The organism is Microcoleus sp. OTE_8_concoct_300 (assembly GCF_031383065.1).
Lineage (GTDB): Bacteria > Cyanobacteriota > Cyanobacteriia > Cyanobacteriales > Microcoleaceae > Microcoleus.
Window position 1 is genome coordinate 1 of the sequence record NZ_JANMZH010000351.1, and the last position, 8,615, is coordinate 8,615.

The 8,615-nt window shown below is 46.5% G+C and carries 10 protein-coding genes; 4 read left to right on the forward strand and 6 right to left on the reverse strand.

Annotated elements, in window-relative coordinates; all coding sequences use genetic code 11:
• Positions 1 to 178: 178 nt before the first annotated feature.
• Positions 179 to 1,459 (reverse strand): phosphopyruvate hydratase, encoded by a 1,281-nt coding sequence (eno, locus tag ACUVJL_RS16040; RefSeq protein WP_445246760.1) that lies wholly within the window; start codon positions 1,457 to 1,459, stop codon positions 179 to 181.
• A gap of 298 nt (positions 1,460 to 1,757) precedes the next feature.
• Between eno and ACUVJL_RS16045 the strand changes: the two genes are divergently transcribed.
• Complete coding sequence (locus tag ACUVJL_RS16045; protein WP_445246761.1) at positions 1,758 to 2,672, forward strand: calcium-binding protein; 915 nt, start codon at positions 1,758 to 1,760, stop codon at positions 2,670 to 2,672.
• Between the two features lie 109 nt (positions 2,673 to 2,781).
• Here the strand turns inward: ACUVJL_RS16045 and ACUVJL_RS16050 are convergent, their stop codons facing one another.
• From ACUVJL_RS16050 to ACUVJL_RS16060, 3 genes are all read right to left on the reverse strand, one after another.
• Entirely contained in the window at positions 2,782 to 3,432 is a 651-nt protein-coding gene (locus ACUVJL_RS16050) for a Maf family protein (RefSeq protein ID WP_445246762.1), read from the reverse strand.
• Between the two features lie 397 nt (positions 3,433 to 3,829).
• Entirely contained in the window at positions 3,830 to 4,369 is a 540-nt protein-coding gene (gene psbP / locus ACUVJL_RS16055) for a photosystem II reaction center PsbP (protein WP_445246763.1), read from the reverse strand.
• Positions 4,370 to 4,512: 143 nt separating this feature from the next.
• Positions 4,513 to 4,725 carry a high light inducible protein gene (locus ACUVJL_RS16060; RefSeq protein ID WP_445246764.1) on the reverse strand — a complete coding sequence of 71 codons (213 nt, stop codon included), beginning with the start codon at positions 4,723 to 4,725 and terminating at the stop codon, positions 4,513 to 4,515.
• 250 nt (positions 4,726 to 4,975) lie between these two features.
• Here ACUVJL_RS16060 and ACUVJL_RS16065 point away from each other — a divergent pair, with 250 nt between their 5' ends.
• The gene (locus ACUVJL_RS16065; protein WP_445246765.1) at positions 4,976 to 5,665 is read left to right on the forward strand and encodes a hypothetical protein; all 690 of its coding nucleotides are present in this window, start codon (positions 4,976 to 4,978) and stop codon (positions 5,663 to 5,665) included.
• Between the two features lie 366 nt (positions 5,666 to 6,031).
• Here ACUVJL_RS16065 and ACUVJL_RS16070 read toward each other — a convergent pair whose 3' ends face one another.
• Both ACUVJL_RS16070 and larB read right to left on the reverse strand, forming a co-directional pair.
• Complete coding sequence (locus ACUVJL_RS16070; protein ID WP_445246766.1) at positions 6,032 to 6,196, reverse strand: zinc ribbon domain-containing protein; 165 nt, start codon at positions 6,194 to 6,196, stop codon at positions 6,032 to 6,034.
• Between the two features lie 738 nt (positions 6,197 to 6,934).
• Complete coding sequence (larB, locus tag ACUVJL_RS16075; protein WP_445246767.1) at positions 6,935 to 7,720, reverse strand: nickel pincer cofactor biosynthesis protein LarB; 786 nt, start codon at positions 7,718 to 7,720, stop codon at positions 6,935 to 6,937.
• A gap of 19 nt (positions 7,721 to 7,739) precedes the next feature.
• Between larB and ACUVJL_RS16080 the strand changes: the two genes are divergently transcribed.
• Positions 7,740 to 8,075, forward strand: coding sequence for a hypothetical protein (locus ACUVJL_RS16080; RefSeq protein ID WP_445246768.1), 336 nt, complete (start codon positions 7,740 to 7,742; stop codon positions 8,073 to 8,075).
• 150 nt (positions 8,076 to 8,225) lie between these two features.
• Positions 8,226 to 8,615 (forward strand): IS110 family transposase (locus ACUVJL_RS16085; RefSeq protein ID WP_445246769.1); only part of this gene is annotated, 390 nt, incomplete at its 3' end.

The window sequence follows — 8,615 nt, forward strand, 5'->3', positions numbered from 1 at the left end:
GGCCAAGTCAAAATGCAGGTGATTGGTGCTTTGATGCGAAAGTTAGTGCATTTAGCTTTTGGGATTTTAAAATCCCAAAAGCCTTTCGACCCCAATTATTTGACTGCTACCCCTTGACAGTTCAAGACAGTATCTACAGGATGTTAATTCCCGATTACCGATTACCCATTACCACATTTTACTTGGGCCCGTAACCGATCGAGCCTGCATAAATTGCCCGATTGCCCAATTGATCCTCAATCCGTAACAAACGGTTGTATTTAGCCACCCGTTCGCTGCGACACAAAGAACCTGTCTTGATTTGGCCGGCGCGAGTCGCTACTGCTAAATCAGCAATTGTGGTATCTTCAGTTTCACCGGAACGGTGGCTGATGACCGATCGATAACTGTTCCGTTTACCCAGGTCGATCGTATCCAAAGTCTCCGTCAAAGAACCAATTTGATTAAGCTTAATCAAAATCGAATTGCTAGCTTTCAAATCAATCCCTTTTTGCAACCGCGTGCGATTAGTAACAAACAAATCGTCACCCACCAATTGAACTTTGCTACCCATTTTCTGCGTCAGCGCTACCCAACTGTCCCAATCGTCTTCATGCAAACCATCTTCAATGGAAACAATCGGATATTGTGCGGCTAAACCATCCAAATAATCGATTAATTCTGCAGGCGAATGAGCCACACCGTCGTAAGTGTACTGCCCATCTTTGTAAAATTCGCTAGCAGCAACATCCAAAGCCAAAGCAACTTGTTCACCTGGTTTGTAGCCAGCTTTTTCAATAGCTGCAATCAACAAATCCAAAGCTGCTTGATTGGATTTAAGATTAGGCGCAAAACCGCCTTCATCACCCACACCAGTCAGCAAACCCTCAGCTTTTAAGACTTTACTCAGGGATTCAAAAACCTCTGCACCCCAGCGTAAAGCTTCTTTAAAAGATGGCGCACCCACAGGGACAATCATAAATTCTTGAATGTCCACATTATTGTTAGCGTGAGATCCCCCGTTGATCACGTTCATCAAAGGCACGGGTAAAACGTTAGCTAAGGGCCCGCCCAAGTAGCGGTAAAGGGGGAGTCCTAAAGTCTCGGCGGCCGCCTTTGCTGTGGCTAAGGAGACTCCGAGAATGGCATTGGCGCCGAGGTGGGATTTGTTTGGGGAACCGTCCAAGTCAATCATGGTTTTGTCTACCAGTGCTTGGTCGATCGCATCCAGATTAGCCAAAGCGGGCGCAATTTTGTGTTCAACGTTAGCGACCGCTTTCAGGACTCCTTTGCCGCCGTAACGTTTGTTGTCGCCGTCGCGGAGTTCGTGGGCTTCAAAAGAGCCTGTAGACGCGCCGCTGGGCACTTGTGCGAGCCCGACAACCCCGTTAGCTAGGTAAACTTCAGCTTCAATGGTGGGGCGGCCGCGGGAGTCGAGGATTTCTCTGGCTTTAATAAATTCGATCGCAGTGTCTAGCATATTAACGGTTCCTGACTTAACTCATGGTTTGATGACAATTAGCAGTCTGTTGGTTTTCCCACGCAGACTGCTGACGGGTAATAGAGTACGCGATCCCCAGAATTATTGCTGCACAGTTCAAAATATTTGCGGATTTGGGCGGTTTTCTGTCAATAAGCTAGGCTTGTTGCAGAATAACCAGGGGCAATTTTGACAGTAATTTAATTTTTTAAACCGCAGATTCACGCCGAGTTTCTTAATGGGAACCTTTGTTAAAATCAGAATATCAACCAAGTCAATCAAAAAAGGAGAAACTAGGATGTCAGAAACAACTTTAGGAGAAATTAGAGTCTTAGCTGAAAATTCAGCCCCCATTCTTGCCGATCCCCCAAACATCAAATTAGTCACAGGATCATTGCCAAACCCAGGCAGCGACCCCAACTTTTTTGATCTTACTCCCAATGAGGACACAGTTCAATTAGCAAATGGAATTCTGGGCAATACTCCGGGAGGTTTGCGGGCCTTAGCCGGCAACGATTTCGTCAGAGGTTCCGGTGCAGCAGAACGGATGAACGGTAACAGCGGCATAGATACTTTAATCGGAGGCTGTGGCAACGATTGTATTCGCGGCGGTCAAGATTTTGACATACTTTACGGAGAATGCGGCAGCGACATTCTCAGCGGGGATCAAGGCGATGACTACGCTTACGGAGGCACAGAGAATGACTTTATTCGCGGCGGTAAAGGAAATGATGCTTTAGTAGGAGAGAGTGGAAACGATACTCTAATCGGTGATGCTGGAATTGATAGACTTTGGGGAAGTCAAGGTGCAGATGTGTTTGTCCTCCGCAGAGAAGTGGGAGCAACTTCCGGGGAAATTGGTTCGACACAGCCCCCTTCAACCAGCAATTTTAATGACGAGCAAGTGCCGGCAGATTTTATTCTCGATTACAATGCGGCTGAAGGTGATGTAATTGGATTGGCGTCTGGATTGACGCGAAATGATATTGTTTTGAGCGAAAGGTTTTTGACAATTGGTGATGCCAGAGATTACGATAGCAGCGGCCCTTATCCTCCGGGACAGCCTCGAACGGCTGATTTTAGATTCCTGAATACTAAGGCGACGGTGATTCGAGAAGCTAGTACCGGAAATATTCTGGGTTTGGTGAAGGATGTTTCGCCGGATCAACTTCAGTTTATATCTTTATCGGAAGGGGCAATCGCTCTAGGATAATTACCAACTTTAATGCGTAAGGTACGCCTCGGCGCACCCTACAAACTCAACCGGTGCGCCTTGCGCACCCTACAGACTCAACTGGTGCGCCTTGCGCAGCCTACAATTTTTAATATTGCCAAAAATCCGCCACATCATATCCCATTTTTTGGAGCATTTGCCGCAGCAGAGGTAAGCTCAAACCGATCACATTCGTGTGACATCCTTCGATTTTTTCCACAAAAAAGCCGCCTTTACTTTCCAGTGCAAAACAGCCTGCACAGGCGAGGGGCTCTCCGGTAGCGACGTAGGCTGCAATTTGGCGCGAGGTAACTTTCGCAAAATGAACTTTTGTAACTTGACAGCGAATGAGCGCTCGCTCCATTGTCTCCTCAAAGTCATCGAATCTCGTATCCATTAAAGCATGACCCGTATAGAGTTCGCCAACTTTACCGCGCATATTCTGCCAGCGCGAGATTGCTTCTTCCGCATCCTTCGGTTTGCCGTGAATTGCACCATCTATGACCAAAATTGAATCGCATCCCAACACCAAACACGATTTGGGATTGGGGATTTGCGGGTGAGAATTAGCCAGCAAAAACTTAGCTACAGCCTCAGCTTTTCCCTCTGCTAAAACCTGCACTAATTTAGTGGGATCCCTCATTTGTACTTGCCCTTCATCAAATTCGCTGGGGCAAATCACAGCTTTAATGCCGGCACTTTCTAGCAGGCTGCGGCGCGCCGGAGAAGCTGAAGCTAACACAAAAGTTGGAATCTTCATACTAATGGTAAGTTTTGAGATCGGGTCAGGGTGAAAAGTTATGGTATAATTTGATATCTGCTAGGGGCTGGTTCACCAGTATTTTTTATTTCAAAACCCGGATGTTTATCAACCAGCCCCTCCATACATCAAGGCTCCCACCGGGCATGATATGAGTGTTGAGTGTGAGTTTTTTTTAATAATTAGCAATTGGCTATTAATAATTCAGGATTGACGCACAGGGAATAAAGAAACCGGGTTTTTCAACCGCAAACCCTCGCGGTCCACTACTAATTTTAGTGAAAAAACCCGGTTTCTGCCTCCGTCCTATAATTTTAACTCTTCCCAATTACCAATTGCCAATTATTAATTCGCACCGCACTAGCCGCAGGCTCCATCTGTCACTTTTAAGCTTAGCTTAATAAACAGAGAAAGATTTAACAACGTTCTCAAAAGCTTCTTTTACCTTGGGCCAGCGTTCTTCGGTAGTGGAAACGTTAAGCGTAAAAAGTTTGCCGCGGCTGACGGCTACACTCGCTAAGTTGTGCCGTTCTTGGTTGGGCAACTTAACGGCGTATTCTAAAATGTAATAGCTTTTCGATCGCGATTCGCGAGCTTCAGCATTGACTAATTCAGCTTCGCGGCCGGAATCCGTCGGGGCGATCGCACTTTTGCTGAGCTTGTATCCCACATCCGTCGGCGTTCCCAAATCTGCCAGAGTTTTGTCCTTCCCGACTGGACTGATTACCACGCTGACGTTCTCGGTTTGCTGAATCAAATCGCGGAACACCACATCTGGCCCGTTAGAAACCGCGATCGGCAGCCAGCCGTTAGGATAGAGAAATTGATAGCCGTCCCCAGTATCAACGTAGCTTTTGAGTCCGGTAACTTTAGATACACAACTGGTCAAGGTCAGGCTCAGAACTACCAGAAGTATTGCCGCAATTCGTTTGAACATTCTTTTTACGGGTAGGGTAACAGTAAAATATTTAATTTTAATTGTCTCACCAAACCTTGAGCCTAAAAATAGTTAAGCTATGGATCGCCGTTTGTGTACCACCCGCGAGCCATAGCCATATAGTTTAATTTTTAACAAAATAATTACAGGTGAGTCAGCCAGTTAATCAGTCCGTGCTTGGTCGAAACTTCTAAAGCCAAGAGAGAAACAAAACCAATCATGGCAAGGCGGCCGTTTAAGCGTTCTGCGTAGGGGGTGAAGCCGGTGCGGGGTTCGTCATCGATGTATACTGTCGGCTCGATCGCAAAATTGTTCATTTTGCCTTGGTCGTCCAGCATTAAGCCTTTGTTAGTCATGTTTTTTTCCTAAATTGCTTTTGGTGTACTGTAAATAAATGTAACAGACTGATGAAGATATGTAAAGGATTGTGAGAAATTTTTTTTAAAGACCTCGATCTGACACCAGTTTCTCAAAAAAATGCAACTGTAGGCAAGCTCTAAACCCTTATAGAATCAGTCCTTCCCAATTCTTTAATCTAAAATCTAAAATTTAAAAGGGTATGACTGTGGACAGTAGACTCTGGGCCCCGGAGGGGGGAGGATAGAGTTGAGAGGCGCAAAAGTCGATGGTGTGTGGCAAATCCAGTCTGGGTTTGACGAAAATTGTGGAATGGAGGAAAAATTTATGCGGGCCAGTCTGGAAATGCGGTGGTTTTATAGCGGTGCGCTGCCAAAATCGATCGCTCAATGGTTTGGAAGCGACAGTCTGGGTGGGTATCTTTCGCCTGCCGAAGAGCGGGAAGACATATATTTGCTAGTACCAGGCTGCGACTACTTGGGAGTGAAGCTGCGGGGGAAAACATTGGAGGTAAAGTGGCGGCAGGGAGAGTTGGGGGCGATGCAGTTCGGCACCCGCTGGGAAGGCAAAGCCGAGAAGTGGCTGAAGTGGGTATGTGCCGACACGATGGCGCCGGTACCGGCGGATATTGTGGCGACAGGAAAGTGGGTGGCAGTCAAGAAAAAGCGAGCGCAGCGTCTTTACCAAGTTTCGGCCCCTGGTTCCTTGATGTCTGTGCCTGTGGAAGCCCCAATTCCCCAGGGTTGCACCGTGGAACTGACTCAGTTGAACATTAACGGCAGCGCGTGGTGGACTTTGGGATTTGAAGCGTTTGGCAGCGAAAGTTCTTTGACAGAAAGCCTGCAAACAGTGGCTACTTGGACTAGCAAGAGCTATCAGGCGCAAAAGTTGAATGCTGCCGATTCTTCTGCTTATCCGATTTGGCTGACCACCAAGTAATATCAAATCCGGCATTAATAATACCGCCTGTATTCTTTAGTGCCCCTCTGCTGGAACCAGAGGCAAGTTTAGGATAGGTTTCAATCGCCGAGTCCGATCGAGGGCGCTTCTAAGTATTCCGTTCTATGAAACTTGACGAGAATCTATTCACGGTAGATTTAACGTTCTCGAACTGTATCTACCAAGCGACTAGGCTCGCAACTTGTCCACCGGCGTAACTTCAGACCAAACTAATCTTACTAATTCTGATTAACGAGCTATAGCGGTTCTCAAAAAAGTGAGGTATGCCCTATGCCCACGGAGGCCTATGCCCACGGAGGCCACGGAGGCCTATGCCCATGAGTACCTCATCTTTCGCTCGAAAGGCTATAAATTAATCGCGACATTCAAATCACGTTCAATAATTGCACCGCAATGTTGACAATTGAAAACTCGTTCTTTTAATGGCATTGATTGAACAGGACCACAGTTTGAACAAGTTTGAGATGAGGCATACCAGCGGTCAACTAACTCAAATTTTGTGCCATACATAGAATATTTATAGGATAAGTGGCGACGAAATTAATAGAAACCACAATCCGAAATAGCGGCCGCTAACTTGTGATTAGCTATCATACCGCTCACCTTCAAATCTTCGATGCGAATGTGTATTTTGGGCTAATTTCTGTCGTAGTTTTCTGTAATAAATCTCGGCGTTGATTAGCAGTTTTGGCGTGAATCTTGGCAATTATATGATAGTGTTTGTGAGCATTTTTAGACGCTCTTATATCAATTCCGGTGTAACCGGAATTGATATAACTCCCTGATAGAGAGCCAATGCGTAATTGTAGCAAAACCTCCCGTAACCAGAATGTCGCGCCATCAAACTACCTTCTTTGTTTTTAAGTTTTAATTCGAGTGTGAGGCCGTACATAACTGATTAAAGTTTTTGAGCGATTTCTTTGAGTGCCGTAACTATTTGTTTGTTATTGTGGCTTCTACTGCATCGGGTTTTATAGCCTTTCGAGCGAAAGATGAGGTACTCATGGGCATAGGCCTCCGTGGCCTCCGTGGGCATAGGGCATAGGGCATACCTCACTTTTTTGAGAACCGCTATAGGTTTAACATTTGAGTCCTATTGTAGCGCCTGTAACCATGGGCGGTGCCCTGTGGAATTAACTTTCCTTTGGGTTCGGCTGCCTCAGAATGATTAACTTACTCATACAGCGATTCTAGGGTACTCGATGAGTAGATTTAGGAAATTTTAGGGAAATTTTTCTCTCACAGTATCTACCCGCTTTCTCGGATTCTCCCTACTCTGCCAGCAGTTCTCAGAATTTGACAAGCTAAAATTGCCGCACCAAACCCGTTATCAATATTCACCACACCTACACCAGCCGCACAAGAATTGAGCATGGTCAACAGAGGAGCAATCCCGCCAAAACTCGCGCCGTAACCCACACTCGTGGGCACAGCAATCACCGGACAATCTGCCAAACCCGCAACCACACTCGCCAAAGCACCTTCCATACCCGCCACCGCAATCAACACATCAGCATCAGCAATTACGTGCCGGTTGCTCAGCAAGCGGTGAATGCCAGCAACTCCGACATCCCACAAACGTCGCACCTGAAAACCGCAAAGTTGGGCAGTAACTGCTGCCTCTTCTGCTACAGCTAAATCCGCCGTTCCCGCACTGATGATAGTCACAGTACCCGGATGGTGCGGAGTTGGGGAATTAGCAGAAATTGCACAAATTCGAGCCTTTTGGTAGTAGCACAAATCGGGTATTTTTTGCTGCAATTGCTCGAAAACTTCCAATTCAATTCGCGTCGCCATCACAGCAGGATTTCGCCCCCGCATCGCCTCGATAATCTCAACAATTTGGTCTGGGGTTTTCCCTGGCCCCCAGATTACTTCAGGAAAACCGGTTCTTAAAGTGCGGTGGTGGTCAATTTTTGCAAAATCCCCCACTTGTTCAAAGTCAAAATACTTTAATTTGTCTAAAGCGGAGCTCGGACTGACATCGCCGGCGGCCACAGATTCGAGTAACTTCTGTAAAATTTCAGGTTCCATTAATTAATGACAGATGAATGTGACTGCTGACTGCTATAGATTGCTTCGGGCGGGTTTATTGATGCGATCGCTCGATCGCACATACCCTCGTAAAACCCGCCCCTTGTATCTTAAAAGAGTTGGTGTAGCGCTCGTACCGTCAAGCAGGCGATCGCCAGCTCAATCAGGCGATCGAACCGACAAGTGGGCGATCGTACCGATAAGTGGGCGATCGCTCGATCAAGTAGGCGTAAATCTAAAGAAACAAGAAAAATGTAGCGTAAGAGTGCAAGTTTCAGCAGAAAGTGTTGTGATCGGACATCAGAAATCGGTGAAGTTGGCCCGCCCCTTAGACTTAGGCAAGTCTGTTGCGTAGATAAGCGGACATTACTGATGACAGGCACACCTTAAGCACAGGCGGTATCTTAGGCTCTCGATCTTCTGAGCGGGAAAGCCTGCATTGACAAGGTTAGTCTTCTATTGCCTGTCGGTTCTGTTATAAATCGGAGTACATCGGGAGCAAACAATGACATCAACAGTCTTAGGCATAGACATCAGTAAAAGAGACTTTCATGTCTCATTACTGAGAGAAGGTCCTGCGACTAAACCCAAAAAGTTTACCAACAATACTCCAGGTTTTGAGAGTTTACATAACTGGTTGAAACAACAAAATGTAGTCGAACTCCATGCTTGCATGGAAGCTACTAGCATTTACGGCGAAGCCTTAGCCGAATTCCTTTATGGGGAAGGCTTTCAGGTAAGTATTGTCAATCCGGCCCGGATTAAAGGGTTTGCCAAAAGCGAACTTCTGAGGACTAAAACTGACTCCGTAGATGCGGCACTGATTGCTCGTTTTTGTGCGGCGATGAAACCGGCTCTGTGGACACCAACCGCGCCTGAAGTCAAAGAATTACAA